This window comes from Ruegeria sp. E1 (assembly GCF_056534225.1).
In genome coordinates this window covers 179,518-205,409 of the sequence record NZ_JBQFPE010000005.1, presented here as the reverse complement: position 1 = coordinate 205,409, position 25,892 = coordinate 179,518, and the positions used below count along the sequence as shown (strand labels likewise).

The 25,892-nt window shown below is 58.6% G+C and carries 28 protein-coding genes; 14 read left to right on the top strand and 14 right to left on the bottom strand.

From position 1 onward, the window contains the following. The first annotated feature begins 51 nt into the window (after positions 1-51). The 5 genes from ACR0FG_RS08250 (at position 52) to ACR0FG_RS08230 (ending at position 5,978) form a co-directional block, all read left to right on the top strand. Positions 52-1,086: a TRAP transporter substrate-binding protein gene (locus ACR0FG_RS08250; protein WP_170715304.1), complete on the top strand. Its 1,035-nt coding sequence runs from the start codon at positions 52-54 to the stop codon at positions 1,084-1,086. A 90-nt stretch (positions 1,087-1,176) separates the two neighbouring features. Then, the gene (locus tag ACR0FG_RS08245; protein ID WP_480891916.1) at positions 1,177-2,529 is read left to right on the top strand and encodes a glutamine synthetase family protein; all 1,353 of its coding nucleotides are present in this window, start codon (positions 1,177-1,179) and stop codon (positions 2,527-2,529) included. A 95-nt stretch (positions 2,530-2,624) separates the two neighbouring features. Beyond that, positions 2,625-4,007, top strand: a complete 1,383-nt coding sequence (locus ACR0FG_RS08240; RefSeq protein WP_480891913.1) for an aldehyde dehydrogenase family protein — start codon at positions 2,625-2,627, stop codon at positions 4,005-4,007. Beyond that, positions 4,004-5,149 carry an iron-containing alcohol dehydrogenase gene (locus tag ACR0FG_RS08235; protein ID WP_480891910.1) on the top strand — a complete coding sequence of 382 codons (1,146 nt, stop codon included), beginning with the start codon at positions 4,004-4,006 and terminating at the stop codon, positions 5,147-5,149. The genes ACR0FG_RS08240 and ACR0FG_RS08235 overlap by 4 nt, the downstream gene beginning before the upstream one ends. A 58-nt stretch (positions 5,150-5,207) precedes the next feature. Further along, complete coding sequence (locus ACR0FG_RS08230; protein ID WP_480891907.1) at positions 5,208-5,978, top strand: alpha/beta hydrolase; 771 nt, start codon at positions 5,208-5,210, stop codon at positions 5,976-5,978. Positions 5,979-6,275: 297 nt separating this feature from the next. Here ACR0FG_RS08230 and ACR0FG_RS08225 read toward each other — a convergent pair whose 3' ends face one another. From ACR0FG_RS08225 to ACR0FG_RS08215, 3 genes are all read right to left on the bottom strand, one after another. Then, entirely contained in the window at positions 6,276-7,082 is an 807-nt protein-coding gene (locus tag ACR0FG_RS08225) for a hypothetical protein (RefSeq protein ID WP_480891904.1), read from the bottom strand. A gap of 420 nt (positions 7,083-7,502) precedes the next feature. Then, positions 7,503-9,461, bottom strand: a complete 1,959-nt coding sequence (gene parE / locus ACR0FG_RS08220) for a DNA topoisomerase IV subunit B (protein WP_480891901.1) — start codon at positions 9,459-9,461, stop codon at positions 7,503-7,505. 117 nt (positions 9,462-9,578) lie between these two features. Further along, complete coding sequence (locus ACR0FG_RS08215; RefSeq protein ID WP_480891898.1) at positions 9,579-10,421, bottom strand: isocitrate lyase/PEP mutase family protein; 843 nt, start codon at positions 10,419-10,421, stop codon at positions 9,579-9,581. Between the two features lie 158 nt (positions 10,422-10,579). On the opposite strand from ACR0FG_RS08215, the gene ACR0FG_RS08210 reads away from it, so the two are divergent. From ACR0FG_RS08210 to ACR0FG_RS08200, 3 genes are all read left to right on the top strand, one after another. Then, entirely contained in the window at positions 10,580-11,188 is a 609-nt protein-coding gene (locus tag ACR0FG_RS08210) for a carboxymuconolactone decarboxylase family protein (protein ID WP_480891896.1), read from the top strand. Positions 11,189-11,388: 200 nt separating this feature from the next. Then, positions 11,389-12,318 carry a polyphosphate kinase 2 gene (gene ppk2 / locus ACR0FG_RS08205; RefSeq protein ID WP_170715776.1) on the top strand — a complete coding sequence of 310 codons (930 nt, stop codon included), beginning with the start codon at positions 11,389-11,391 and terminating at the stop codon, positions 12,316-12,318. A 121-nt stretch (positions 12,319-12,439) separates the two neighbouring features. Continuing rightward, on the top strand, positions 12,440-13,804 hold the full coding sequence (locus tag ACR0FG_RS08200) for an MATE family efflux transporter (RefSeq protein ID WP_170715778.1): 1,365 nt from the start codon (positions 12,440-12,442) through the stop codon (positions 13,802-13,804). Positions 13,805-13,810: 6 nt separating this feature from the next. Here ACR0FG_RS08200 and ACR0FG_RS08195 read toward each other — a convergent pair whose 3' ends face one another. After that, positions 13,811-14,212, bottom strand: a complete 402-nt coding sequence (locus tag ACR0FG_RS08195; protein ID WP_480891893.1) for a hypothetical protein — start codon at positions 14,210-14,212, stop codon at positions 13,811-13,813. Between the two features lie 13 nt (positions 14,213-14,225). Beyond that, positions 14,226-15,428, bottom strand: a complete 1,203-nt coding sequence (locus ACR0FG_RS08190) for a pyridoxal phosphate-dependent aminotransferase (RefSeq protein ID WP_480891890.1) — start codon at positions 15,426-15,428, stop codon at positions 14,226-14,228. Positions 15,429-15,520: 92 nt separating this feature from the next. Here ACR0FG_RS08190 and ACR0FG_RS08185 point away from each other — a divergent pair, with 92 nt between their 5' ends. The 3 genes from ACR0FG_RS08185 (at position 15,521) to ACR0FG_RS08175 (ending at position 16,742) form a co-directional block, all read left to right on the top strand. After that, positions 15,521-15,913, top strand: a complete 393-nt coding sequence (locus ACR0FG_RS08185; protein WP_170715784.1) for a helix-turn-helix domain-containing protein — start codon at positions 15,521-15,523, stop codon at positions 15,911-15,913. After that, positions 15,910-16,167: a succinate dehydrogenase assembly factor 2 gene (locus ACR0FG_RS08180; protein ID WP_480891886.1), complete on the top strand. Its 258-nt coding sequence runs from the start codon at positions 15,910-15,912 to the stop codon at positions 16,165-16,167. The genes ACR0FG_RS08185 and ACR0FG_RS08180 overlap by 4 nt, the downstream gene beginning before the upstream one ends. A gap of 77 nt (positions 16,168-16,244) precedes the next feature. Beyond that, positions 16,245-16,742 carry a MarR family winged helix-turn-helix transcriptional regulator gene (locus tag ACR0FG_RS08175; RefSeq protein WP_480891883.1) on the top strand — a complete coding sequence of 166 codons (498 nt, stop codon included), beginning with the start codon at positions 16,245-16,247 and terminating at the stop codon, positions 16,740-16,742. Here the strand turns inward: ACR0FG_RS08175 and ACR0FG_RS08170 are convergent. The 3 genes from ACR0FG_RS08170 to ACR0FG_RS08160 are packed head-to-tail and all read right to left on the bottom strand — an operon-like array spanning position 16,736 to position 18,581. Next, positions 16,736-17,455 carry a DUF1194 domain-containing protein gene (locus tag ACR0FG_RS08170; protein ID WP_480891880.1) on the bottom strand — a complete coding sequence of 240 codons (720 nt, stop codon included), beginning with the start codon at positions 17,453-17,455 and terminating at the stop codon, positions 16,736-16,738. The two genes, ACR0FG_RS08175 and ACR0FG_RS08170, sit on opposite strands and share 7 nt — an antisense overlap. Then, entirely contained in the window at positions 17,452-18,186 is a 735-nt protein-coding gene (locus tag ACR0FG_RS08165; protein WP_480891878.1) for a DUF1194 domain-containing protein, read from the bottom strand. Before ACR0FG_RS08165 ends, ACR0FG_RS08170 begins: the two co-directional genes overlap by 4 nt. Next, a complete protein-coding gene (locus ACR0FG_RS08160) occupies positions 18,153-18,581 on the bottom strand; it encodes a VOC family protein (protein WP_480891876.1) in 429 nt (142 codons plus the stop codon). The genes ACR0FG_RS08165 and ACR0FG_RS08160 overlap by 34 nt, the downstream gene beginning before the upstream one ends. Positions 18,582-18,758: 177 nt before the next feature. On the opposite strand from ACR0FG_RS08160, the gene thyX reads away from it, so the two are divergent. After that, positions 18,759-19,670 carry an FAD-dependent thymidylate synthase gene (gene thyX, locus ACR0FG_RS08155; protein ID WP_170715797.1) on the top strand — a complete coding sequence of 304 codons (912 nt, stop codon included), beginning with the start codon at positions 18,759-18,761 and terminating at the stop codon, positions 19,668-19,670. A 185-nt stretch (positions 19,671-19,855) separates the two neighbouring features. Here thyX and ACR0FG_RS08150 read toward each other — a convergent pair whose 3' ends face one another. Beyond that, on the bottom strand, positions 19,856-20,062 hold the full coding sequence (locus ACR0FG_RS08150) for a cold-shock protein (protein ID WP_008758035.1): 207 nt from the start codon (positions 20,060-20,062) through the stop codon (positions 19,856-19,858). A gap of 215 nt (positions 20,063-20,277) precedes the next feature. Here ACR0FG_RS08150 and ACR0FG_RS08145 point away from each other — a divergent pair, with 215 nt between their 5' ends. Then, positions 20,278-20,595 (top strand): ArsC/Spx/MgsR family protein, encoded by a 318-nt coding sequence (locus ACR0FG_RS08145; protein ID WP_170715799.1) that lies wholly within the window; start codon positions 20,278-20,280, stop codon positions 20,593-20,595. Between the two features lie 42 nt (positions 20,596-20,637). Next, positions 20,638-21,006 (top strand): hypothetical protein, encoded by a 369-nt coding sequence (locus ACR0FG_RS08140; RefSeq protein ID WP_480891872.1) that lies wholly within the window; start codon positions 20,638-20,640, stop codon positions 21,004-21,006. A gap of 1 nt (position 21,007) precedes the next feature. Here the strand turns inward: ACR0FG_RS08140 and ACR0FG_RS08135 are convergent, their stop codons facing one another. The 5 genes from ACR0FG_RS08135 to thrS all read right to left on the bottom strand — a co-directional run bounded on the left by ACR0FG_RS08135 (position 21,008) and on the right by thrS (position 25,718). Continuing rightward, the gene (locus tag ACR0FG_RS08135; RefSeq protein ID WP_480891869.1) at positions 21,008-21,535 is read right to left on the bottom strand and encodes a DoxX family protein; all 528 of its coding nucleotides are present in this window, start codon (positions 21,533-21,535) and stop codon (positions 21,008-21,010) included. Then, positions 21,532-22,293 (bottom strand): HvfC/BufC family peptide modification chaperone, encoded by a 762-nt coding sequence (locus ACR0FG_RS08130; protein ID WP_480891866.1) that lies wholly within the window; start codon positions 22,291-22,293, stop codon positions 21,532-21,534. The genes ACR0FG_RS08135 and ACR0FG_RS08130 overlap by 4 nt, the downstream gene beginning before the upstream one ends. Further along, entirely contained in the window at positions 22,290-23,147 is an 858-nt protein-coding gene (gene bufB / locus ACR0FG_RS08125) for an MNIO family bufferin maturase (protein ID WP_480891863.1), read from the bottom strand. The genes ACR0FG_RS08130 and bufB overlap by 4 nt, the downstream gene beginning before the upstream one ends. Positions 23,148-23,216: 69 nt before the next feature. Next, complete coding sequence (locus tag ACR0FG_RS08120; RefSeq protein WP_170715812.1) at positions 23,217-23,504, bottom strand: BufA1 family periplasmic bufferin-type metallophore; 288 nt, start codon at positions 23,502-23,504, stop codon at positions 23,217-23,219. Positions 23,505-23,726: 222 nt separating this feature from the next. Then, positions 23,727-25,718, bottom strand: coding sequence for a threonine--tRNA ligase (thrS, locus tag ACR0FG_RS08115; protein ID WP_480891860.1), 1,992 nt, complete (start codon positions 25,716-25,718; stop codon positions 23,727-23,729). Positions 25,719-25,892 lie beyond the last annotated feature (174 nt).

Genomic DNA, 25,892 nt, shown 5'->3' with positions numbered 1-25,892 from the left:
CCAGAATGCCCGGCAAACGGGCACGTAAACTTAATCGGAGAGGAAATTGACATGACGACAAGACGTAAGTTTCTGAAAACGGCCGGTGTCGGCGTTGCTGCGGCACCGCTGGCGGCACCTGCGCTGGCGCAGAGCACCATCACCTGGCGGATGCAAACCTATGCCGGCCCCGCGCTGGCGGCCCATGTGATCGATCCGGCGATCGAGATGTTCAACAAGATCGCCGGCGACCGGATGCAGATCGAACTGTTCTACGCAGACCAGCTTGTCCCGACCGGCGAACTGTTCCGCGCCATGCAAAAAGGCACCATTGATGCGGTGCAGTCGGATGACGACTCGATGGCGTCGCCGACCGAAGTGACCGTCTTTGGCGGCTACTTCCCGTTTGCGTCGCGCTATTCGCTGGACGTTCCGGTTCTGTTCAACCAGTGGGGTCTGAACGAAATCTGGGACGAGGAATATTCCAAGGTAGGCGTCAAGCACATCAGCGCAGGCGCGTGGGACCCGTGCCATTTTGCCACCAAGGACCCGATCAATTCGCTGGAAGACATGAAAGGCAAGCGTATCTTCACCTTCCCGACTGCGGGTCGGTTCCTTAGCCAGTTCGGTGTGGTGCCTGTCACTCTGCCGTGGGAGGATATCGAGGTCGCGGTGCAAACCGGTGAGTTGGACGGCATCGCATGGTCGGGCATCACCGAAGATTACACGGTCGGTTGGGCCGATGTGACAAACTATTTTCTGACCAACAATATCTCAGGTGCCTGGGCTGGTCATTTCTTTGCCAACATGGATCGTTGGAACGAACTGCCGGAAGACCTGCAAACCCTGTTCCGCGCTTGCTGCGATCAGTCACATTACTATCGTCAGTGGTGGTATTGGGGTGGCGAGGCCAACCTGCGCGTGAACGGCACCAAGATGCAGTTGACAACCATCCCGGATGCGGAATGGGCAACTGTCGAAGAGGCTGCGGTGAAGTTCTGGGACGAGATTGCGGCGGAATCCGAGACCAAGGCGAAGGTTGTGGATATCTTCAAACGCTATAACGCCGAAATGCTCAAGGCCGGACGGCCTTATCGCTACGGCTGATAGAAATTGACCGGCCCGTTCGAATGCGGGCCGGTCGCAATGGGGCCAAGAATTTTCGTCGAAAATTCTCGCATAGCACAGAGGGTACGTATGCTGACATTCGAGCATCTGAAAACGCAGGTCGCAGCCGGAGAGGTCGACACCGTTCTGGTCTGCATGGTCGACATGCAGGGACGTTTGATGGGCAAACGGTTTCATGCGGGCCATTTTGTGGCTGGCGCGTGGGAAGAGACCCATTGCTGCAACTATCTGCTGGCCACCGATCTTGAGATGGGGACGCCTGACGGCTATGCCTCGACCAGTTGGGAACGGGGGTATGGCGATTATGTCATGAAGCCCGATCTTACCACGCTGCGCCCGGTGCCGTGGCTTGAGGGCACGGTGATGGTGATGTGCGATGTGTTGGATCACCATACGCATGAGGAAGTGCCCCATGCGCCGCGTTCGATCCTGAAACGTCAGGTCAATCGTCTGAAGGCGATGGGCTATGAGGCGATGTGCGCCACCGAATTGGAGTTTTTCCTGTTCGAGAAAAGCTTTGATGAAATCCGCAAGGAAGGCTTCCGCAATCTTGAGCCGATCTCGGGCTACAACGAAGACTACCATATCCTTCAGACCACCAAGGAAGAACATGTGATGCGCCCGATCCGCAACCATTTGTGGGATGCGGGGCTACCGGTTGAGAACTCGAAAGGCGAGGCCGAGACCGGGCAGGAAGAGCTGAACATCAAATACGCGCCTGCGATGGACACGGCCGAATATCACTCGATCGCCAAAAATGCGGTGAAAGAGATCGCCTGGCAGCATGGTCACGCGGCGACGTTCCTGCCGAAATGGCATCATGAAAAGGTGGGCAGTTCATCCCATGTGCATCAGTCGCTATGGTCTGACGGGGTGCCGGTCTTTTTCGACGAAAAAGATTCGCTCGGCATGTCGGATTTGATGAAGAATTATATGGCGGGTCTGCTGAAATACGCCGCCGACTACACCTATTTCATGGCCCCGTATATCAATAGCTATAAGCGGTTCATGAAGGGCACTTTTGCACCGACGCGGATCATCTGGTCGGTGGACAACCGCACGGCGGGCTTCCGTTTGTGTGGAGATGGGACCAAGTCAGTACGGGTTGAATGCCGGATACCGGGCTCGGACATGAACCCCTATCTGGCGATGGCGGGTATGCTGGCCGCCGGAATCGCCGGTATCGAGGAAGGGTTGGAGCTGCAACCACCCACAACAGGGGATGTCTATCAGGGTGAGACGGGCATGATCCCCGGCAACCTGCGAGCCGCACGGGATGCTCTGCATGGGTCGGCCATGCTACGAGCCGCCATGGGGGACGAGGTGGTCGATCATTATGCACGTGCCGCCGAGGTTGAGATCGAAGAGTTCGAACGCGTGGTGACGGATTGGGAAATTGCCCGCGGGTTCGAGCGGGCTTGAGGTCGGATCAGGCTGGGGGCTCTGCCCCCAGACCCCCGGGATATTTTTTGACAGATGAAGCAGGGGACCCTGCTGTTCTTCGAGATGGAGTGACTATGGGGCAGATGTTGCAATGTGTCTCGCCGATTGATGGATCGGTTTTTGCGGAGCGCGAAGTGTTGGCGCGCGAAGCGGCGTTTGAGGCGGCGGCGCGAGCGCGGGAGGCGCAGGTGGCTTGGGCGGCGCGGCCGTTACAGGAGCGGGTTGATCTTGTAATGGCAGGAGTTGCTGCTGTCGGCGCAATGAATGATGAGATCGTGCCCGAGCTTGCGCATATGATGGGGCGCCCGGTGCGCTATGGTGGCGAATTCGGTGGGTTCAATGAGCGCGCCAGCCATATGGCGCAGATTGCCGGGGCATCGCTGGCTGATATTGAAGTGGGCGAGGACGAGACCTTTAAACGCTATATCAAGCGCATCCCGCATGGGGTGGTATTTGTAGTGGCCCCTTGGAACTATCCGTACATGACGGCGATCAACACGGTTGCGCCGGCGCTGATCGCAGGGAACGCGGTGGTGTTGAAACACGCCACCCAGACCCTGCTGGTGGGCGAACGGATGGCACAGGCGTTCCACGCGGCTGGGGTACCGAATGATGTGTTCCAGAATGTGTTCCTCAGCCATGATGTGACCAATGATCTGATCGCGGGCAAGGCGTTTGATTTTGTGAACTTCACAGGCTCGGTCGGTGGCGGGCAGGCGATGGAACGCGCTGCGGCGGGCACCTTTACCGGTGTTGGTACCGAGTTGGGCGGTAAGGATCCGGGCTATGTCATGGAGGATGCAGATCTGGATGCGGCGGTCGATACGTTGATCGACGGGGCCATGTTCAACTCGGGCCAGTGCTGTTGCGGGATCGAGCGGATTTATGTGCATGAAAGCCTGTACGATGATTTCGTCGCCAGGGCGGTTGAGTTGGTGAAAGGCTATAAGCTGGGCAACCCGCTGGACCCCGAGACCACGATGGGCCCGATGGCAAATGTGCGCTTTGCCGATGAGGTGCGCGCGCAGATTGCCGAAGCCGTTGCGGCCGGAGCGGTGGTCCATATCGACACCTTCCCCGAGGATGATGGCGGGGCCTATCTGACCCCACAAATTCTGACCAATGTCACCCATGATATGCGCGTGATGCGGGATGAGAGCTTTGGGCCTGTCGTCGGCATCATGAAAGTGTCCTCGGATGACGAGGCCATCGCGCTGATGAATGACAGCGAGTTTGGCCTGACCGCAAGCCTGTGGACCCGAGATGTGGATCGCGCCGCGCACGTCGGGGACCAAATCGAAACCGGCACCGTATTCATGAACCGAGCGGACTATCTGGACCCGGGCCTGTGCTGGACGGGCTGCAAGAACACCGGGCGCGGTGGCGGATTGTCGGTCATCGGCTACCACAACCTGACGCGCCCCAAATCCTACCATCTGAAAAAGGTGACATCATGAGCCTTGTTGGAAACTGGTCCTATCCGACCGCGATCAAATTCGGCGCTGGCCGGATCAAGGAACTGCCCGAGGCCTGTGCCGCCGCCGGAATGAAGCGCCCGCTGCTGGTCACGGACAAGGGTTTGGCCGACCTGCCGATCACCACGGCCACGCTGGACATTATGGAGGCCGCAGGGCTGGGCCGCGGTCTGTTCAGCGACGTGGACCCGAATCCCAATGAAAAGAACCTCGAAGCCGGGGTTGCCGCCTATAATGCGGGTGGCCATGACGGGGTAATCGCGTTTGGCGGCGGTTCGGGGCTGGATCTGGGTAAGATGGTCGCCTTTATGTGCGGTCAGACGCGCCCGGTTTGGGACTTCGAAGATATCGGCGATTGGTGGACCCGTGCGGATGCGGACGCCATCGCGCCCATCATCGCGGTGCCAACAACGGCCGGCACCGGGTCCGAAGTGGGGCGCGCCAGCGTTATCACCAACTCGGAAACCCATGCGAAAAAGATCATTTTTCACCCCAAGGTGCTGCCCACAGTCGTGATCTGCGATCCGGAACTGACGGTCGGAATGCCCAAGTTCATCACCGCAGGCACCGGTCTGGATGCGTTTGCCCATTGTGTCGAGGCGTTTAGCAGCCCGCATTATCACCCCATGAGCCAGGGCATCGCGCTGGAGGGGATGCGGCTGGTCAAGGACTACCTGCCGCGCGCCTATGCTGATGGCACCGATATCGAAGCGCGTGCCCAGATGATGAGCGCAGCGGCGATGGGGGCGACGGCGTTCCAAAAGGGCCTCGGCGCGATCCACGCGATGAGCCATCCGATTGGCGCGGTGTTCAACACCCATCACGGCACCACCAACGCGGTCTGTATGCCCGCTGTGCTGGATTTCAACGCCCCCGCCATCGCGGATCGCTTTCAGCAGGCCTCGGCTTATCTGGGCATCGACGGTGGCTTTGACGGGTTCCGCGCCTTTGTGCAGGAGTTCAATGACAGCTTCGCCATCCCGCGTAAACTGTCTGATCTGGGCGTGACTGAAGGCTCCATTCCTGAACTGGTCAAAGGCGCGATCATCGATCCGTCCTGCGGCGGCAACCCGATTGAACTGACCGAAGACAATCTGACTGCGCTGTTCAAATCCGCGCTGTAACAGGGTTGCAGACCCGCTCCCTCACCTCGCATACTGCGTTGAGGTGAGGGAGATTTTCATGACAAAAGAGATAGTTCTGATCCACGGGGCCTTTGCCGGGCCGTGGTGTATGGAAGACTACGCGGGCTTCTTCCGCGCGCGCGGCTGGACGGTGCATACCCCCGCGCTGCGCTATCATGACGGAGACCCCAAGGCCGATCCCGATCCCGGCCTGACCGACACCAGCGTCATGGACTATGTCGATGATATTACTGAGTTTTTACAAGGCTTGGACAGTAAGCCGGTGCTGCTGGGCCATGCCATTGCGGGGGTGGTCGCGCAGCAGGTGGCGTCTCGGGGGTTGGCCAGCGCCATCGTTCTGATCAACCCGAACGCGGCTTGGGGGACGCTGCCCGAAACCGACGACGAACGCGCCGTGCCGCGCGCGTTGATGGAGGGCGGGGCGTTCTGGAAACAGCCCATGCGCGTCGATTTCGACCTGATGGCCCCCTTTGCGCTGAACAAGATGCCCGAGGCGCAGCAGCATGAGGTCTTCGACCAGCTTGGTCCCGAAAGTGGGCGGGTGATGTTCGAGATGTTCTTTTGGATGTTCGACGATCACCACGCGATGAAGGTCGATATCGACAAGGTTGACTGCCCGGTTCTGATCGTTTCCGGCACCGAGGACCGGGCCGTAAACCCCAACACCTGCCGCGCTTTGGCGAAGCTTTACGGAGACCGCGCGACGTTTTTGCCGGTCGAAAACCACGCGCATTTTCTGTTCATGGAGCCGGGGTGGGAGGGGCCAGCGGGGCAGATTGCGGAGTGGTTGGAGGGGGTGTCGGATTGACGCCCAAACGGTCGGAGATCGGGAATTGTATGATTTGTACGTGATTTCAGATGGGGTTTGTTCTGATTGTACAAATTTTTCGGGGCAGTGAGTGTTTAGAATCCGTTAGGAATTCGGGCGTGTGAAGGGCGAAATCGGAGGGCGTTTGGAGTGCCGGGCTGAAGCCCGGCCTACGGGGAGATGACCGGGATAGGACGCGGGAGTTGTGGTGATATAGGATGGGTGTTTACACCCATCTGGATGTGGGAAATTTGATGGGTTAGAAACCCATCCTACGATTGCTGAAGACTGATAGATTTATTGGCAACTATTCTCAAAGACGTCTTTTAGTCTCAACTTAGTTTGCGCATGAGATTGACCCGGCTTCACGAGGTCCGAATACAGAACGGTTAAACCTAATGAGTTTGCGTCAAGCCATGAGTTTCCCAAGCCACCTTTGTAATATCTGGCATCTTCAAGCTTCCTAAGGCCCATTGATTTCATCATAACGGCTTCTACGCAGGGAAAGGTCTCGTCATCAGAATACCCAAGTTTTATCCAAATCTGCGCGTCCTGGATCGCACCGGTATCGTATTCTGTGGTTATCTCATTACACAGAAGGTTACTTTCCAGCCAGTTTGAGAATATCTTTCTGCGTGTTTCTGAAGATCCTAGGTTTGCAGGGGCAATTATGTTGTCGATTGTAGCGTTGTGTTCGCCTGTTGAATCCTCTTCGTCCACAAATACCAGCGCCAAAAAATTTAACGTTTCAGGGATTTGCAACTTGGCGTGTTTTTGGGTGACTTCATTGAGTTTCGTGAGCGACGGAAAAACACTATTTTTTAGCGGTTTCGCTACATCAACGCCGGTTGGGGCTACTATGAATAAGCTATAGTCTTCGATGCGTTTTGATGCAGGAGTGTAACACTCGCCCCCGTCATCACAAAAACGGTTATGGTGAATAGAGTCCGCTAGTTTGTTTGTCAGGGATTCAACGTTTCCGCCGAGGCGTTTGAGTTCAGCGCATAGTGCTTCGGTTTCGGGTTCCGAAAGCGCTCCAGATGTTTGGCCCATAAAACTGAATAGAAAAACGCTTAAGCTGAAAGCGATTTTTCGCAGATTCATCTTCGAAAATCCTTTCTGAATTCAAGGTCGCAAGGCATTATTATCGAAAATTATATCACTTAATATCAAATGTTTATCCGGATTTCAAACATCCAACTCCGCCACAAACCGCGCGTTCTCTTGAATATACTGGAACCGCAGTTCAGGTTTCTCGCCCATCAAGCGCTCGACGAGAACCACAAGTCAATCTGATTTTGCCGCAGCAAAATAGAGAAAACCCGCCAGTGGCCACCAAACGGCTACGAAAAGATAGACTTTTGATCGTGCGCTAGCGACCGGTAAGTAATCGGGGAAAATCACCGCCCAAATTACAAATGCAACCCAAATCAGACTAAAGATTTTGATCGCGCGTATGATCCGCAGTCGGCCTAACTTGTCTTTCTTGTTGTGGGAAGTGTCTGCAGAATTTTCAGACATTTTTCAAACATCCAACTCCTCCACAAACCGCGCGTTTTCCTGAATATACTGAAACCGCAGTTCAGGCTTCTTGCCCATCAGGCGCTCGACGAGGTCTCCGGTTTCGCCGGGTTCGTCCTCATCAATCGTGACGCGGATCAGTTTGCGCGAGGCGGGGTCCATTGTGGTTTCTTTCAGGTCTTTGGCGTCCATTTCGCCCAGACCTTTGAAGCGCGAGACGTCGATTTTGCCTTTGCCGCCCAGACCTTTTTCCAGCCATTCGTCACGCTCGGCCTCGTCCAGGCAATAGACGCGTTTGGCGCCCTGGGTCAGGCGGTAGAGGGGCGGGCAGGCGAGGTACAGGTGGCCCGCGTCAATCATCGGGCGCATCTGGGTGAAGAAGAACGTCATCAGCAGCGAGGCGATATGCGCGCCGTCCACATCCGCGTCGGTCATGATAATGATCTTGTCATAGCGCAGGTCGTCGACGTTGAACTTGGTGCCAAGGCCCACGCCCAGCGCTTGGGTCAGGTCGTTGATCTCGGCATTGGTGCCCAGCTTGGAACTGGCTGCGCCCAGCACGTTCAGGATCTTGCCGCGCAGGGGTAGCAATGCCTGGGTTTTGCGGTCGCGACCCATTTTTGCGGAACCGCCCGCAGAATCTCCTTCGACGATGAATAATTCGGTTCCGTCCCGTGTTGAACTTGAACAGTCCACCAACTTGCCGGGAAGACGAAGTTTTTTTGTGGCGGACTTACGTTGTGTTTCTTTCTCGGCCCGCCTGCGCAGGCGTTCTTCGGCGCGCAGGATCAGGAAATCCAGAATCGCGCCTGCGGATTTTGTGTCGGCGGCGAGCCAGTTATCGAAATGGTCGCGAACCGAGTTTTCGACCAGCCGTTGCGCCTCGACCGTGGCGAGGCGGTCTTTGGTCTGGCCGACAAATTCCGGCTCGCGGATGAAGCACGACACCAGCGCGCAGCCGCCGGTGATCAGGTCATCGCGGGTGATCTGCGCGGCTTTCTTGTTGTTGATCAGCTCGCCATAGGCCTTGATCCCCTTGAGGATCGCAGCCCAGAAGCCGGCCACGTGGGTGCCGCCTTCGGGCGTGGGGACGGTGTTACAGTAGGATTGGATGAACCCGTCGCGTGAGGGCGTCCAGTTGATCGCCCATTCAACCTTGCCCGGGGTGCCGAATTTTTCCTGAAAGTCCACGGTGCCGGCAAAGGGTTGTTCGGCGTAGGTGGACGAGCCGTTCATCGTTTCTTTGAGGTAATCGCTGAGGCCGCCGGGGAAGTGAAAGGTTGCCTCGGTCGGGGTTTCGCCGTCGTCGATATGGGACTTCCAGCGAATTTCGACGCCCGAGAACAGGTAGGCTTTGGAGCGGATGGATTTGAACAGGCGGGCCGGTTTGAACTTGTGGTGGCCGAAGATGTCGGCATCGGCGTGGAAGGTCACCGTTGTGCCGCGCCGGTTGGGGGCCGCGCCGATCTTTTCCACGGGGCCCAGAGGGACGCCGCGCGAGAATCGTTGTTCGAACAGGGTCTTGTCGCGGGCCACCTGCACAACCATGGAATCGGACAGCGCGTTGACCACGGATGCACCGACGCCGTGCAAACCGCCCGAGGTCTGGTAGGCTTTGCCCGAGAATTTGCCGCCCGCGTGCAGGGTGCACAGGATGACCTCGAGCGCGGATTTGTCGGGGAATTTCGGGTGCGGATCGATGGGAATGCCGCGCCCGTTGTCGCGCACGGTCAGGGCGTAGTCTGCGTGCAACTCGACCTCGATCCGGTTGGCGTGGCCCGCGACCGCTTCGTCCATCGAGTTGTCCAGGATTTCGGCGACCATGTGGTGCAAAGCGCGTTCATCGGTGCCGCCGATATACATGCCGGGGCGTTTGCGGACAGGCTCCAGCCCTTCGAGCACCTCGATGGACGAGGCGTCATAGGTCGTGGTGGCTTCGGGCGTCAACAGATCGTCGGGCATGGGTGCTGCTCTTATTCTTGGGTTTGCCCCCATTATGGCAGGTGATGTGGTCCGGGGGAAGAGGGGCGCGAGGTGTTGTGGCTGGATTGAGCATGGGAAAACCGCGGGCACATCGGGTTAGTCGCGGTCAGCCAGCTTGTTTTGTGCCATGAGTTGGCTGATTTCGCGGTCGGGGATGGCGTTCTGGGCGTAGTTGAAAGTGCCTGACGTCATGACTTCCTGCGCGGCCGACCTGAGGGCGGCAAACGCGGTTCGGGCAAATGAACCGCCGACGCTGATGCGGCGCACACCTGCCTGCGAAAGTTGGGGCACCGAGTAGGTCGCGCCGCTGAGGCCCATGACGACGTTCATGGGTTTGTCGACTTCTTGGCAAACGGTTCTGATCGCGTCCAGATCCGGCAGGCCGGGGGCATAGAGCACGTCTGCTCCGGCTTCGGAAAAAGCTTGCAGGCGCTTGATGGTGTCGGACAGATCGGTCCGGCCCCAAAGGTAATTTTCGGCGCGGGCGGTCAGAAGAAACGGCAAACCGCGCGCGGCCTCGGCGGCGGCCTGAATACGATCAATCGCGTGGGCGATGTCATAGATCGGGGCGTCGGGATCGCCTGTTGCGTCCTCGATCGAGCCGCCGATCAGGCCGGTTCGGCAAGCTGCGCTGACCGTTTCGGCGCAGGCTTGCGGGGTGCTTCCGAATCCGTCTTCGAGATCGGCCGAGACCGGCAGGTCCACGGCGTTTGCGATCTCGGCAGCGTTTGCAAGGATTTCGTGCCGGCCCAGTGCGGCAAAGGAATCGCGTTTGCCTTTTGAGAATGCATATCCGGCGCTGGTTTTCGCAAGCGCGTCAAAGCCGAGATGGGCCAGCAACCGGGCCGACCCTGCGTCCCACGGGTTGGGCATGACAAATGCCTCGGGCCGCTGGTGAAGCAGTTTGAAGTGTTCGAATTTGGCGCGTTGGTCCGGCATGGGTGGTCCTTTGGCTTTTGGGTATCTTAGAGGGGCGAGAACGAAAAGAGAACATATTTGTGTTCTGCCAGCCGTCGGGTGCTGTTTTTGCCTCGTCACCTGGACAAAACGCTCTTACAGTTTGCCGAAAGCCAAGTCAGAAACAAAGCGAGGGCCGTATGAGTTGGATTGAAACCATTCCTTTTGAGGCGGCGACCGGCAGGTTGAAGAAGCTTTATGAACGGGTGACTGGCCCCGGCAACAATGTGGACAACATCATGATGGCGCACAGTTTGCGCCCTCATTCGATGGAGGGGCATATGGCCATGTACAAGGCCGCGCTGCATCATTCGGGCAACAAGGTTCCCAAGTGGTTTCTTGAGGTTCTGGGCGTTTGGGTCAGCTCGCTGAACGGCTGTGGCTATTGTGTCGAGCATCATTTCAGCGGGTTGCAGCGGCTGTTGAATGACGCGCCGCGCGGCGATGCGATACGGGCCGCGATTGAGGCGCGTTGTCCAGAGGATGCGCCCCTGAGCGCGGCGCAGGTTGCGGCGATGGACTATGCGCGGAAGCTGACGGAAAACCCTGCCGGGATGGTTGAAGGCGATGTTCAGGCATTGCGTGAGGCCGGGTGGGACGATGGTGAGATATTGGAGATCAATCAGGTTTGCTCTTATTTCTCTTACGCCAATCGCACTGTGTTGGGGCTGGGGTGTTCGACCGAGGGGGATGTGTTGGGGTTGTCTCCGAACAATTCGGATAATCCTGATGATTGGGGACATCGGTGAGGGTGGGGGCGAGGGGTCAGCCCGCCGCCATTGGTGCTTGAACCAATGGCGCACCAATGGCGGCTCCCCGGAGTATTTTAGAAAAGATGAAGGGTGGGGTTTTCGGGTGCAAAGATAAGTCAGTTTGACACCAATCAAAGCGAGGGTCTGTGGGGGCTGTTAGAGTTCGGCGCAAAGGCAACCCCGAGGAGAAAGAACGCATGGACGCAGCGCCCAAGACCACAGAAACTCCATCACAGATCAATTCCGCAGGGCCGGTCTCGGCCGAAGCGCCATCGCCCAGCCCCGAGAAAATCCGGCAGGCGTTTGAAAGCGGCAAATACCCCTATGACCGCAAGCTGGCGCGCAAGGAGTATGAGGCGCAGAAGGCCAAGCTGCAGGCGGAGTTGCTGAAAGTTCAGTTGTGGGCGCAGGAAACCGGCCAGCGCTTTGTGCTGTTGTTCGAAGGCCGCGATGCCGCCGGTAAGGGCGGTACGATCAAGCGGTTCATGGAGCACCTCAACCCGCGGCAGGCGCGTGTGGTTGCGCTGAACAAGCCGACCGACGAAGAGCGGGGGCAGTGGTATTATCAGCGTTACGTTCAGCAATTGCCGACCCAGGGTGAAATGGTGTTCTACGACCGGTCCTGGTACAACCGGGCCGGGGTCGAGCGGGTGATGGGGTTCTGTTCGCCCAACGAGTACCTTGAGTTCATGCGCCAGACGCCCGAGTTGGAGCGGATGCTGGTGCGGTCGGGTATCCAGCTATATAAATACTGGTTCTCGGTGACCCGGCCCGAACAGCAGAACCGGTTCAAGAGTCGCGAGATTGATCCGCTGAAGCAGTGGAAACTGTCGCCGATCGACAAGGCGAGCCTGAGCAAATGGGACGATTACACCGAAGCCAAAGAGGCGATGTTCTTTTACACCGACACCGCTGACGCGCCCTGGACCATTGTCAAATCGAATGACAAGAAACGCGCGCGGCTGAATTGTATGCGCCATTTCCTGTCGACGCTGGATTATCCCGGCAAGGATATGGACGTTGTCGGAGAGCCCGACCCCCTGATCGTTGGTCAGGCCCATCATGTCATCCACAGGTCCGAGCATATTCTGGGGACCGCCCTGCATCCCGATACACGGGTGGGCTGAAGGTCTGACCCCGGAGCCCGACCCGACGCAATGCCCGGGTTGGGCGGCGAGATAAATCTCATTGTGATATTTTAGCGATCTGCTCTTGTCCCGCAGGTTAGCCGCGCATATGGCTGATGGAATGAACAGGACAACGACATATCCCGCCCATTTCAAGGCGATTACGGTGCTGGGCCTGCCTTTGATCGGCGGGCATCTGGCGCAGTTCGCTATTGGCCTGACCGATACGGTCATGTTGGGATGGTACGGGGTCGAGGCGCTGGCGGCGGTGACGCTGGCCAACAGCTATTTCTTTGTCCTGTTTCTGTTTGGTGCCGGGTTCGGCTGGGCCGTGATGCCCATGGTCGCGACGGCGGCTGCCGAAGAGAATGAGACCAGTATCCGCCGTTCGACCCGCATGGGTCTGTGGCTGTCGCTGATCTATGCGACGGTGATGATGCCCATGCTATGGTGGTCCTATCCGATCCTGATCGCCCTCAAGCAGGAGCCGCAAATCGCTGAGACAGCGGCGCAATATCTGCGGGTTGCCGGGTGGGGTATATTCCCGGCCCTGTTGGTGATGGTACTGAAATCCTATCTGGCTGCGTTGGAGCGCACGCAGATCGTGCTTTGGATTACGTTGGTGGCCGCGCTGGTCAACGCGCTGACGAACTATGCGTTGATCTTCGGCAATTGGGGCGCGCCCGAGTTGGGGGTGATCGGGGCTGCCATCGCCTCGGTCGTGACGCAGATCGTGTCGCTGGTGGCGGTGGTGATCTATGCGGTGCGGGCCTTGCCTGAACACAGCCTGTTCCAACGCTTTTGGCGCCCCGATTGGGAGATGTTCCTGAGTGTTCTGCGACTGGGCGTTCCCATCGGTCTGACTACGCTTGCCGAGGTGTCGTTGTTCGCGACCTCAGCCGTCATGATGGGCTGGCTGGGGCCGGTGCCGCTGGCGGCGCATGGGATCGCGCTGAACCTCGCTTCGGCGACGTTCATGGTGCACCTGGGCCTCTCGAACGTGGCAACCATCCGGGCAGGCAATGCGCTGGGTCGCCGGGATCGGCCGCATCTTGAGAAAGGGGCGATTGCGGTGACAGTTATGTCGTTGGTCGTGTCGGTCCTGACGGTGATCCTGTTCCTGACCTGCGCCGAGCCTCTGATTTCGCTGTTCATGGAGCATGATGATCCGCAGCGGCCCCAGATCCTGCTGATCGGCACCGGCCTTCTGGCCATGGCGGCGCTGTTCCAACTGGTTGACGGGGCGCAGGTAATCGCGCTGGGTCTGTTGCGAGGGCTGCAGGATGCCAATATCCCGATGGTGATGGCGGCGCTGAGCTATTGGGCGATTGGCATCCCGGCCTCTTACTATTTTGGCTTTGTTGTCGGGATGGACGGGATCGGCGTTTGGCTGGGGTTGGTGCTTGGGCTGGCCTTTGCGGCGGTGATGCTGATGGCGCGGTTCTGGTTGCGCTCGGTACGCATCGTTGGTGTGCCTGCGCAATAGATCGCGTCAGTCTTTCCGCAGCCGGTCTGCCTTTTTGCGCACCAGAACCGACCGCAGATCGTGCATGGCCATCAGCAAACGGTCCGTCACATCCTCAAGCTGGTCCGGCGTGGCCTTGGATTGCGCCCATTGGGTCGTCAGGTTCAGGTAATCCACAGCGCGGTGAATGTCGTCGATATCGCGCTGCGCCAGCAGGGTTTTGCGATCCTCTATCCAGCGCGCGATTTCCGTTTTGTCAGCGTCGGTCAGGCTGCGTTGCCCGTGCGGCTTGACCTCGCCATTGCGGATATTGATGACCGCGATCTGATCCATCTCAATCCGGCGCTGGCGGTTTTCGGTGTCGATCCTGAACACGACCGCTCCGTTTTCGCGCACGCGAAAGTAATATTCGGGCAACTCAGCCGACATCAGGGGCCTCCGATCAGGTCAGGGATGCGCAAAAGCGCTGGATGCGGGTGCAGGCTTCGGTCAGAGCCTCGTCCGAGGTTGCATAGCTGACGCGGAAATTGGGCGACAAGCCAAAGGCCGCGCCGAAGACCACGGCCACGTCAGCCTCTTCCAGCAGCGCCGTGGCGAAGGCTTCGTCAGTGTCGATGACCGTTCCCGCGGGCGTGGTTTTTCCGATCAGGCCCGCGATGGAAGGGTAGACATAGAACGCACCTTCGGGGGTCGGGCACGAGATACCGTCGATCTGGTTCAGCATCTTGACCACCAGATCGCGGCGGCGTTTGAAGATTTCGTTATTTGGGGCCAGAAAATCCTGCGTCCCGTTCAGCGCCTCGACTGCGGCCCATTGGCTGACCGAGCAGGGGTTCGAGGTGGACTGAGACTGGATCTTGCGCATGGCGGCGATGATTTCGACCGGACCCGCCGCATATCCAATCCGCCAACCGGTCATGGCATAGGCTTTTGAGACGCCATTACAGGTGAGGGTCCGGTCATAAAGCCCGGGTTCAACCTCGGCCGGGGTGCAGAATTCGAACCCGTCATAGTTCAGGTGTTCGTACATATCGTCGGACATGATCCAGACATGAGGGTGCCGCATCAGAACGTCGGTCAGTTCCTTCAATTCCGCACGGCTATAGCCGGCGCCCGTCGGGTTTGAGGGCGAATTGAAGATGAACCATTTGGTTTTGGGCGTGATCGCCGCCTCAAGCTGATCTGCGGTCAGTTTGAAATTGTTCTCAAGCGACGTTTCGACCACGACTGGCGTGCCACCTGCGAGCAGAACCATATCCGGGTAGCTGACCCAGTAGGGCGCGGGGATCACCACCTCGTCGCCCTCGTTCATGGTGGCCATCAGCGCGTTATAGAGCGTCTGCTTGCCCCCGGTTCCGACAGAAATCTGGGCGGGCGTATAGTCCAGCCCGTGATCACGCTTCATCTTGGCGCAAGCGGCTTGCTTTAGCTCGGGGATGCCATCGGGCGCGGTGTATTTGGTCTTGCCTGCGGCAATCGCTGCAACAGCGGCATCCTTGATATTCTGCGGGGTGTCGAAATCCGGCTCACCCGCGCTGAGGCCGATGACATCGCGCCCGGCGGCCTTCAATTCGGCCGCTTTTGCCGTCATTGCGATGGTGGGCGAGGGTTTTACGCGTGACAATGTCGCAGACAGGAAACTCATGGTCGGCCTCGGTTTGTATGTTCAGCCTGACTGTCATAGGGTGCGCCCCGATAACGATCAAGACATATGACATTCGAGGATTGGAGACAGTGATGACCGAAGAAACAGACTGGTTCGGGCCAGATGCAGCCACCTTCGGTGACAGGGTCGCAGGCGCGCGCGAATATGCTGGAATGACTCAGGTGCAGCTGGCGCGCAGACTGGGTGTCAAGAAAGCGACCATCGTCTCGTGGGAGGATGATCTGTCCGAGCCGCGCGCCAACAAGCTGTCGATGATGGCGGGGTTGCTGAATGTCTCGATCATGTGGTTGCTGACCGGCGAGGGTGACGGCATGGATGCCACCAGCCTGACCGGCGAAGAGGATACCGAATTGACCGAGATGGTCGCTGAACTGCGTACCATCCGGGGCGAGATGCGCGCCAGTTCCGAGCGTTTGGCCCGTGTGGAAAAGGCGTTGCGCCTGAAACTGGAACGCGACCAGTGAACGAACCCCGCGAAACCCGCATCAAGCGCATGAAAATGCGCTCGATGCGCCGTGGCATCAAAGAGATGGACCTGATCCTGACCGCCTATGCCGATCGCAACCTGGATGCGATGGACGTGGCGCAGCTTGATACCTATGACGCGTTGCTGCACGAAAATGATCAGGACCTTTACCAATGGGTGACAGGGCAGGCCGCAGCACCTGCGCCCCTGGCTGACCTGATAGCTGATATCGCGCAGACCTTTCAAAAATAAAGAAAAACCCGCTTAACTGAATTTTGGGGAATTCCTTTCATCCTGCCTGAAACAGCGCGACTGAATCGGAGGGTCGGATGAGTATGGAAATGCAGGTCGCCGCACCGGGCGCCAAGGGATTCATGACCAGCTATCTTGAGGCGTTGGCCCTGGTCGAACGTCTGCACCGGCTGCTTCTGGATGTCATCAAGGATGAGTTCGAGCGCGTCGGCGTGCTTGAGATCAACGCCGTGCAGGCGCTGTTGCTGTTCAATATCGGCGATCATGAGGTCACGGCAGGCGAGTTGAAAAGCCGTGGTTATTATCAGGGCAGCAATGTCAGCTATAACCTGAAAAAGCTGGTTGAAATGGGGTTCATGCATCACCAGAGATGTGAGATTGACCGGCGGTCTGTTCGGGTTCGGCTTACGCCCAAAGGGCGCGAGATACGCGACATTGTCGCCGAACTGTTTGCGCGCCATGCAGGTGGTCTGCAGGATCGCGGCGTTTTGGGGGCCGAAGGGATCGAGGACATCACAACCGCGCTGCGCCGGGTCGAGCGGTACTGGACGGATCAGATCAGGTATATCTACTGATCCGAACGCTGCAAGTGTGACAGGGTAAGCCCGTCCAGCTCCCGGATCAGTTTGCGGGTCATCGCCTCTTCGTAGGCGTCAAAGCCCAAGGCGACCTCGACAAAGGCATCGGGGCCAAGGATGACCCAGGCGGTGTAGTAGGCCGAAAGCTCTGATATCTCGACAAAGCGCACGTCGCCCTGTTTGGGATCATCGGCGCCGATCACAAGGCCGTTGATGGTGATGCCGGAGGCCTGAAGCTCTGATTTCACCGCGCGCGGGTGGGGACCGACATTGTGTTTGCCGTCGCCGGACAGGTCCAGCGTGCGTTTCCAGCAGTCCTGTTGACCCGCCAGCAGACCGGCACCGAACATCATCGCCGATCCGACAGCGGTGCTGCGCGGGGCGTTGCCGCGCTGTGTGGCATCCAGCTTTTGTGCGATTGCAGCCAGATCGCTGGGCGCGCGAATGTCTGTCCAGTTGACCAGCATCCGCTGATGCTCGGCCGCGCTCCATTCAAACACGGCCAGCCGCACGGGGGCGGCGGGGTTTGACAGAAACAGGCTAACAACCTCGGGGTGGTTCAGGGCCGCGGCCAGACCGCCCAGTTGCACCCGGTATTCACGCCCATCGACCGAGCCAGAGACATCCAGCCCCAATGCCAGCGCCTGACGGCATTGAGATGCGGCAGGACCGCACAGCAGGCACAGTATGACGCCAAACGCCCGGATCATTGTCTCGGCTCGTTGCCCAAAGCGCTGAGTTGCAGCCCTTTCAACTCGCGCTCGAGTTTCCGCCGCATGGCGCGTTCAAAATCCTCAAATCCGTCGGCAATCTCCAGAAACGCGCCAGAACCATGCAGGACGTTATTGCGGTAAAACGGGATCAGATCGATTTCGCCATCTGAGTCTGCGGCATCGATAACAAGCCCATTGACCGTGATGTTGTCGAACGGGAAATGTTTATAGGCAGTCCCGGGCCCATAGCCGTCATTGTTCTGGCCGTCGCCCGAGATATCGATGGTTCGAAACAGACAGTTTGGCGCGCGCCGCATCAGCGTGGCGCCATAGGCCAGCGCGTGGCCCATTGCCGTTGGAAACTCGGTCTGGGAACGTGCGGATTGCCCGATCCGCTGGGCGGCAACAAGCAGGTCCGCAGGGGTCGCAACCAGATGCCAATCCAGCACGAGGGTTTGGTTAAAGCGTCCTGACCATTCGTACACCGCCAGCGCAACGGGCAGGGGCGCGGCAAGGAATGCCTCTTGCACCTCGGGCGCGATCAGGGCTGCGGCCAGCCCCTGTCTTTGCAGCGTGTCCTCGGACGCATCGACCGAGGTCGAGATGTCCATGGCCAGTGCCAGCGCCAGACGGCACGGCGCGGACCAGGCGGGGCTAGCCAGACCGGCCAGCCCCAAGGCTGCCAGCGCCCGGATCACCAGTGGCCTGTGCTTTCCATGCTGGCCCAAGGCTCGACCGGTTCCAGCGCGTCACCGTTTTGCAGCAATTCGACCGAGATATTGTCAGGCGAGCGAACAAAGGCCATACGCCCATCGCGCGGGGGGCGGTTGATGACGACGCCATTGTCCTGAAGGTGCTGGCAAACCTCGTAGATATTGTCGACCCCATAGGCCAGATGCCCGAAGTGACGGCTGTCGCCAGGCAACCCGTCATCACCATCCCAATTATATGTCAGCTCGATCGGTGCATCCTCTTGTCCCGGCGGGGCCAGAAAGACCAAAGTGAATCGTCCGGCCTCGCTTTCGTACCGGCGGGTTTCTTTCAGGCCCAGCAGCGCATAGAACGCCATGGATTTTTCCAGATCCTTCACGCGGACCATGGTGTGAAGATATGTCAGCCCCATTGCGGCTTTCCTTGTTCTGATTGTGATCCTTTGCAGCTTAGCGCGCTGTTGGGACGTGTCGAGGGGCAGGGCGGACACAAATCCAATTTTGCGCGCTACGCCGCACATCTGGCGGTTTCGGTGTTTGATGCGTCGATATATAGTGGTCGGCGACTCATTTCTGGAAAGGATCATTTCATGCCGCTGTCTTCCGACCAACTGGCCGAAATCGAAGAGCAACGAGCGCAAACAACGCAAACCCGCCGCGTCGTTGCCCCGGGGATGGAAGACCACCTGTACACCGCGCATCAGGTTCTGGATCACGGTTTTGTCCGTGTGATCGACTATATGGGTGACGATGCCGCGATCTGTCAGGCGGCGCGGGTGTCCTATGGCAAGGGTACGAAATCGGTGCAGAATGACGAGGGGTTGATCCGCTATCTGATGCGGCACTGGCATTCGACGCCTTTCGAGATGTGTGAAATCAAGCTGCATGTGAAGCTGCCGGTATTCGTCGCACGGCAGTGGATTCGTCACCGGACGGCCAATGTGAACGAATACTCGGCGCGCTATTCGATCCTGGATCGCGAGTTCTATATCCCCGCGCCCGAGCATGTCGCGGCGCAGTCCGAGATCAACAATCAGGGTCGGGGCGATACGCTGCAAGGCGAAGAGGCGGCGCGCGTTCTGGAAATCCTCAAAGCCGATAGCGCGCGGTGCTACGACAATTACGAGGCGATGATCGGGCAGGACGGACAGCAGGGCCTTGCGCGCGAGCTGGCGCGGATGAACCTGCCTGCGAATATTTATACGCAGTGGTACTGGAAGGTTGATCTGCACAACCTGTTCCATTTCCTGCGCTTGCGGGCCGATCCTCATGCGCAGTATGAAATCCGGGTGTATGCCGAAACCATGTGCAAGATCGCGGCGGATTGGGTGCCTTTTGCCTATCGCGCGTTCGAGGATTATCGGCTTGGGGCCGTGAATCTCTCGGCCCAGATGGTGACATGTCTGCGCCGGATGTTGTCTGGCGAAAACGTCACGCAGGACAATTCCGGCATGACGGCGCGGGAATGGCGCGAGTTCGAGGCCGTGATCCGCGAGGGCTGATCGCGTTGCGATAAAGTATCTCATGATGCCGGGGCGCTGGCATCATGATCGAACAATATGCAATGAAAAGGCGGGTTCGCTCTGGGTGGCGAGGAACCTAGTGGGGACCAATCGCATTGGTCGGTCAACGGCCGAGCCGGGCCGTCAACCTTATTTGAAATGCTCCGCCAAAGGCGGGTGCGCAGTTACAATGGTTTTAAGTCAGCCGCCATCTGGCGTCCGTCGCGACCGTCCTGCAACTCGTACGAGACTTTCTGATTGTCTGCGAGCCCGGTCAGACCGGAACGCTCTACGGCTGAGATATGAACAAACACGTCTTTGCCGCCTTCATCGGGGGCGATAAACCCATAGCCTTTGGTGGTATTAAACCATTTCACGGTGCCAGTTGGCATTTCCCGTGTCTCCCTTCTTCTTTCACGTTGTCCCGCAAATTGGCGGGGGCGGTGGTTGGCGCAACCGCAACACATCACTGTTTCGCCCAAACGGAACGGCCCGAATTGCGTGTTTCACCTTTTTCAACATTGCACGGTAAAGTAAAAAATCAAGGACAACCGGGCTAAGATGATAGTTTTGCCCAATATTTAGCAACAACAGGAGCCGACGAAATATGCGCCTTTACGGGTTGAAAACTTGCGACACCTGCCGCAAGGCTTTGAAATATATCTCAAATGCAGACTTCGTTGACGTCCGGGCTCAGGGCGTGCCCGACGATGTGATGGCGCAGGCGCTGGAAACTTTCGGCAAGGCTTTGCTCAATACCCGGTCAACAACCTGGCGCGGGTTGGATGAAGACGAACGCACTCGACCCATTGCGGAGCTTTTGGCAGATCATCCGACGCTGATGAAGCGCCCGCTGATCGAATCTGAGGGCCAGTTGTTTCTGGGCTGGTCCGAGGAAACCCGCAAAAGCCTTGGAGTTGGGTGATCCACTGCATATGTGTTGACCGCAAATTGCGGAGAAGAATGAATGCGTAACGCAGCCATGATATTGGGAATCATTGCCGGGTTGGTCGGCATGATCGTCGGGTTTTTCGGCTATGGTTTTGTCGAACTGATCAATCAGTTTGGCGAAATCAAAGGCATTGCCGAACAGGTTGAGAACCCCGAACTGGTTCAAACGGCCTCAATTCTGGCACCCTTGCTGGCCATCGCGGGCGGGGCCATGGCGCAGTCGCGTGCCTTGATTGCCGGGGTGCTTTTGTTGATTTCTGCTGCGGGAATGTATTACGCGTTTGGGTTTGGTGTCTTCACCATGTTCCCGATTGCCTTTGCCGGGGTTGCCGGTGTCCTTGGGCTGGCCGCGGGTAAACCGGACGAGCCCAAGGCACATTTCTAGCTTACTTGATGCGCAGGATCCGATCGACCGAGAGCGGACCTGCGCCGTTGATTACGATAACCAGCAACAAAAAGGTCCACATGGTGCGTTGATCCAGAATGTTCGGCGCTGCGGTGAAGAAATTCCCCAACGCGGCACCATGCCCGCTGACATCCACGATGGTCTGGACCCAGACAAACGCAATCATGCCAAGGGCCGCAAAACGCGACAGAAGGCCGATCAGGATCAGCGCCGGCAGAAGAAACTCGGCCCATGTTCCGGCCACGGCAATGGCCCAGTGGAAGATACCCAATTGCGAGCTGTCATAGCTGACAGCCTCCATCGCTTTGGGGAAAATCTGGACATAGGCGCCGTCCGAGGGGAACAGGAATCCGAATAGACCGCTGCCCAGCTTGGTGGTTGCCGAGTTCCAGTAGTAGATCAGCAGCGTCGCCGCAAAGACCAGTCTGGCCAGGGTCGGCGTCAGCCAGCCAGAGGTCATTTCCAGCTTTCCCAGTGTGTTGTTGTGCAATGAGATCAGAGCAGTCATGTCTCGGGCCTTTCTGTAGTCACGGAAGTTATTGCACCGCCCTGCAAGAGAAGTGCCAGAGTGGTTCCAAGGTCAAACTCGGGTGTTTCGACGATGGTTGCCTCGAACGCCTCACCGATGCTGAGGCCGGTCTGAATTCGGGAAATCCAGCTTGCGCCGCCGGGGGGCAGCAGGTTGGGTTCGGGGTCAAATTCGGGGCGGGTGATCAGGACGTCCTGCGCCCCGGCTTCGGGTTTTGGGGCGTCGGTCTGGGTGTTGAATTGCCAGATCCCGAAAATCGGCCAGTCCGAGCGAACGATCCGCACCGCCGGGGCAATTGTAAGCGTCGCCGCCATCAGATCCTCGGGCGGAATGGCCAGTGCCTGCGCGTCGATCGGCTGACTGTCGGCTGCGTGATAAGCGCGGCGCAGGGCCAGTTCCAGTCGCGCGACATCCGGCAGATATCCCAGATGAGACAGTTGCTCCATGCCCGCCAGAAACGCGGGGAATTCCTCGCCATAGAACATCATCAGGGGTGAGGTCGGGGGGTGTTGGCGCAGGAAAATCCCCGCCAGCCCGTCCATGTTCTGCGGTCCCAGCAATTTGGTGATCACGGGAAACGCCTGATGCATGGCTTCGGTCAGGGAAACGGCGACATTGTTGCGATAGACGCTGAAGCGGCGACCGGCGGGCTGCGACGCGGCATCCAGTAGCCCGTCGGGCACCGGCTGGGCTGCATCCAGAAGGGCCGCGTGGAAGTCGGTCTGCGTGACGTTCATGCCGGTACCCGGTCCAGCGCGACCTGCGCGCGTTCAGCCTCGGCCCGTAAAACGGGCCAGTCGGGCACATCCGTGTCCCACTCGACCAGAACGGGTTTGGGGCCGGATTTTTCCAGAACATAGTCCAGCAACGCCCAGACCGGATCGACGACTTCGCGCCCATGACTGTCGATCAACAGGGGGTGACCATGGTCGTCCTCATCCTCGTCATGGCCGCCAAGGTGAATTTCGCCAACCAGTTCAAGGGGGTAGGCGTCGATGTAGCCTTGTGGTGAGAAGTCGAGATTGGTGGCGGAGACAAAGACATTGTTTACGTCCAGCAACAGACCGCAGCCGGTGCGTTTCGAAACCTCGCGCAGGAAATCGGGCTCGGACCATGTGCTTTCTTCGAAGGCCAGATAGCTGGAGGGGTTTTCCAGCAGCATTTGCCGCCCGACAACTTCTTGCACCTGATCGATGTGGTCGCAAACCCGGGCAAGGGTTGCATCGGTATAGGGCAGGGGCAGCAGGTCGTTCAGAAAGTGGCTGTCATGTGTGGACCAGGCCAGATGTTCGGAAAAGCTGGCGGGGTTCAGCCAGCCGACCAGATGTTTCAGCCGGGCCAGATGATCACGGTCCAGCGGGGTTTCGCCGCCGATGGACAGGCCAACGCCATGGACCGAAATCGGAAATTGTTCGGACAGGTGACGCAACTGCGCCAGCGGCCTGCCGCCGTCGCCCATGTAGTTCTCGGCATGGATTTCCAGCCAGGAAACGGGCTTTGCGTGGTCAAGTATCTGCGAAAAATGCTGCGGTTTGTAGCCAACACCCGGCGCTGCGGGCAGTCGGTTCGACCTGAGTGCATCGTCCAACATGGATCGCTCCCTTGATCACGAAAAGGGCGGGCGACATTGCCCGCCCCCTGAATTTTCGTATGGCCGAACTTATGCCGGCAGGTCGCGATCCAGCGGTTCGAGCGAACCTTTGCGGTTGTCCGGCAGCGCGATATCGGCACATGTGCCTGCGTCGACCAAGGTCCAGGCGTTGCCCTGATAGTCAACGGTCGAAGTGCCCGCGCAGGTTGTGCCGGGGCCTGCGGCGCAGTCGTTCTGACCGGCCAGCGATACGCCATAGCATTTCTCTTTTGCTTGTGCCGACGCTGTTGTGGCGGCGCCGGAAACGGCGGCTGCAACTGCGCTTGCGATAACCAGGGTTTTTGCGGTGTTCGACATCTCGAATAATCCTCTTGCTGACTGCGTGTGTCTGCTTGTGACACCAACCAAACTAGTGGCTTGGACCCCGTGTTTGAATTCACGAGCCCGTGTCTCACAAGCGCGTCAAAGATAGTCATGCCATCTTGCGCGTTAACAATCTGTTTTTGAAGGGGAAAAGTGAAAATGTTTCAATCCGGCCCCGGGAATGGGGCCGGATTCTCGGCAATTTGGTGCCGAATGTTACAGCAGATCGGGCGGAGTTGCCGCTTGGGAAAGCTCATTTGTTACAGACTCAAGTGACTGAACCTGTGTCTGTTTTTCCCCCAGACGGCGCACGCTGACGGTGCGTTCGTCGACTTCGCGGTGCCCAACGGCCAGAATCACGGGGACTTTACCGACCGAATGTTCGCGGACTTTATAGTTGATCTTTTCGTTGCGAATGTCGGCTTCGGCGCGGACACCGGCGGCTTTGAGGGTCTCGACCACCTCGGCGACATAATCGTCGGCCTCGGACGTGATCGAGGCGACCACGACCTGACGCGGGGCCAGCCAGAAGGGCAGTTTGCCTTCCCAGTTTTCGATCAGGATGCCGATGAAGCGTTCGAACGAGCCGAGGCAGGCCCGGTGCAGCATATAAGGACGATGCCGGTCGCCATCAGCAGCGACATAGGTTGCGCCCAGCCGCCCCGGCAGGTTGGGATCAACCTGGAACGTGCCGCATTGCCAGACCCGGCCGATGGCGTCGGTCAGATAAAAATCCAGCTTGGGGCCGTAGAATGCGCCGTCGCCGGGTTCCAGCGTATAGTCACGGCCCACCGCCTTGATCGCGTTTTCCAGCGCGCCTTCGACATAGTCCCAGCTTTCATCCGTGCCCACGCGCTTTTCGGGACGGGTGGCAAAACGGATCTCGAACTCCTTGAAGCCCAGTTCCTCATAGACATTTGCCAGAAAGTCGATGAACCGCGCGCATTCGTCCTGAATCTGATCCTCGGTACAGAAGATATGGGCGTCATCCTGCGTGAACCCGCGCACGCGCATGATGCCGTGCAACGCGCCCGACGGTTCAAACCGCGAGCAAGATCCGAATTCCGCCAGTCGCAGCGGCAGATCGCGATAGCTTTTGAGGCCCTGATTGAACACCTGCACATGGCAAGGGCAGTTCATCGGCTTCAGCGCGTTGATCCGGGTCTGATCGCGGTTTTTCGAGCTTGCGTCATCATGTTCGCCATCCCGGCTTTCGTCCACTTCGACGAGGAACATGTGGTGCTGGTATTTTTCCCAGTGACCCGAGGCCTCCCACAATTTGCGGTCAACGACCTGCGGCGTGTTGATCTCGTTGTACCCGCCCGCGCGTTGTTTGCGCCGCATATAGTCCTGCAACTGCGTGTAGATGGTCCAGCCGTTCGGGTGCCAGAACACCTGACCCGGGGCTTCTTCCTGCATGTGGAACAGGTTCATCTCGCGACCCAGCTTGCGGTGGTCGCGTTTGGCGGCCTCTTCCAGCATGTGCAGGTGGGCTTTGAGCTTTTCCTTGCCGGTGAAGGCCACGCCGTAGATGCGTTGCAGCATCTGGCGCGAACTGTCGCCGCGCCAGTAGGCGCCGGCGATGGACATCAGTTTGAACGCGTCGCCCGGCACTTGTCCGGTGTGCTGCAGGTGCGGCCCGCGGCACAGGTCCTGCCAATCGCCGTGCCAGTACATGCGCAGCGGCTCATCCCCGGGGATGGCGTCGATCAGCTCGACCTTATAGGGCTCGTTATTGGCGGTATAGAAATCGATCGCGCGCTGGCGGTCCCAGACTTCCGTTGTCACGGCGTCGCGCTTGTTGATGATTTCTTTCATCTTTTTCTCGATCTGGCCGAGATCTTCGGGGGTGAAGGGTTCGGCGCGGTCGAAGTCATAGTACCAGCCGTTTTCGATCACCGGGCCGATGGTCACTTTGGTGTCGGGCCAGATTTCCTGCACCGCGCGCGCCATGATATGGGCCAGATCGTGGCGGATCAGCTCGTTGGCTTGTTCCTCATCCTTCATGGTGTGGATGGCGATTTGCGCGTCGGCGTTAATCGGCCATTGCAGGTCCCAGTGCTGGCCGTTCACCGTGGCCGAGATGGCCTTTTTGGCCAGCGAGGTCGAGATGTCGGCCGCCACCTGCGCGGGCGTGATGCCTGCGTCATAAGATCGTGCATTGCCATCGGGAAAGGTAAGGGAGACGGATTGTGCGTCCAAAGCCATGCTGGCTCTCCTCGTCGGTTTGGCGCCCACTGAACGCCCGGTTGCGGGTTATGTGTGTTTGGCCCATGTGGCAGGTGGTGGTGCTTGTGTCAAGGGTGGGTGGGAGGGGCGCTGCCCCTCCCGCTCCCCGGAGTATTTGGAAAAAGATGAAGTTGGAATTGCGAGTGCAGGGTG